3 protein-coding genes are annotated in these 1,305 nt (G+C 40.4%); all 3 read right to left on the bottom strand.

Translation table 11 applies throughout. The annotated features are described in order from the left end of the window. Positions 1 to 775 (bottom strand): zeta toxin family protein (locus tag ACYVTD_RS13020; protein WP_461248171.1); only part of this gene is annotated, 775 nt, incomplete at its 3' end. Between the two features lie 111 nt (positions 776 to 886). Beyond that, the gene (locus tag ACYVTD_RS13015) at positions 887 to 1,042 is read right to left on the bottom strand and encodes a hypothetical protein (RefSeq protein WP_461248170.1); all 156 of its coding nucleotides are present in this window, start codon (positions 1,040 to 1,042) and stop codon (positions 887 to 889) included. Positions 1,043 to 1,054: 12 nt separating this feature from the next. After that, a partial coding sequence (locus tag ACYVTD_RS13010; RefSeq protein WP_461248169.1) for a hypothetical protein occupies positions 1,055 to 1,305 on the bottom strand: 251 nt, incomplete at its 5' end.

Below are 1,305 nucleotides of genomic sequence, written 5' to 3'. Positions count from 1 at the left end.
TCGGTTCGATAACCGGAATAGATGACGACCCGCTCTTTGTTAAAGGTGTTTCAATAACGGTAGAGATCGGAGCCACGAACGTGCTAGATTTTATTTTCTCAACATCTCTCATAGCCTCATCTTCAACGATATTTTCAAAACCAGCAGCGATAACAGTAACAACGATTTCATTACCAAGGGAATCATCTTCAACAGAACCCGCGATAAACAACGCATCTTCAGCAACAAGCCCTTGAACGGAGCTGTGTTTTGAGGCTTCCAGCAATCTGCCTCTTTCTATGCAATTTCGCAAAACTTCTTTGGGATTAACGTTTAGAGAGTTGCTGTCGTAATGGAACTGTAGACTTCTGTCTGTTATGCGTATCCTTGAAAATTCACCTGATTTATGCATTGTGTCTATGCTGGTTGGCAAATCGATTGAATCGAAGTATTCTTTACCTACATGCCGAGAGATTCCGCGGGGGACTTCCATACCGTTTGCCAAATCTTCGGTTTCTCTTAGTAATGTTTCCTCATACCTTTCGACCGTGCTTTCCCATGCAGTTTTTCTATCAGCTGCAACAAAGTCTACTCTTGAAGTATAATTAGATTGTTGGAAATGTATGGCGGTTTGCACTATTGCTTCTCCGTTCCTAGCTGAGCCATCAACGAGAACGTTAAAATTATTAGCTTTGAGCTTTTCAGTCAGGCTTTTTTGAACCTGATATGCAAATTCGTTAGTTTGTTGCGCATAATAATCTGGAGATGCGCCGTCTAGTTTTGAAGCTAAATAAATTTCTTAATTTTTGGGATGATATTTTCTATATTCGTCCATATCGACTGTGATAACGTCTCCGCCTGTGGAAGCTTCTATGTCTTCTTTAAATTTATCAGCGGGGCCACCTGGCTAACTTTTTCCGGCTCCAGGAAGTCCGCCGATAAAAGCAATGCAAGGTTTTTTCGCGGGGGCTTTTCCGATTATTGAATCAGAAGAAAGATATTCAACAGTTTTTTGAATATTAAGAGCAGTGAAATCGGCACTATAATCGGGTATGTCGTTCATGGTAGTGGCCTATTATAGAGAACCCATATTCATTTTTTTCAAATCTAATGCGTATTGAAGAAGCTTTTCGTCTAAAGCTTTGAGTTCTTCTTCGCCTGTGCATTTTGCAATCCTTTCTTTCATTAAACGAATTTCTCTAAATTTTTTGTTTAGAGGATGCTCGGGCTCGTTGAGAACTCCAAGTTTATCTGCTTGGTGAAAATAATCTGCGCATACTTCTGAGACTGCTTCGCAGAGCACTTCTTTGCTAATCGCAAAGCTTT

It is taken from the genome of Treponema sp. R6D11 (genome assembly GCF_054786075.1).
Note: the sequence above shows the minus strand (reverse complement) of the source record. Positions and strands in the feature narration are given on the sequence as shown.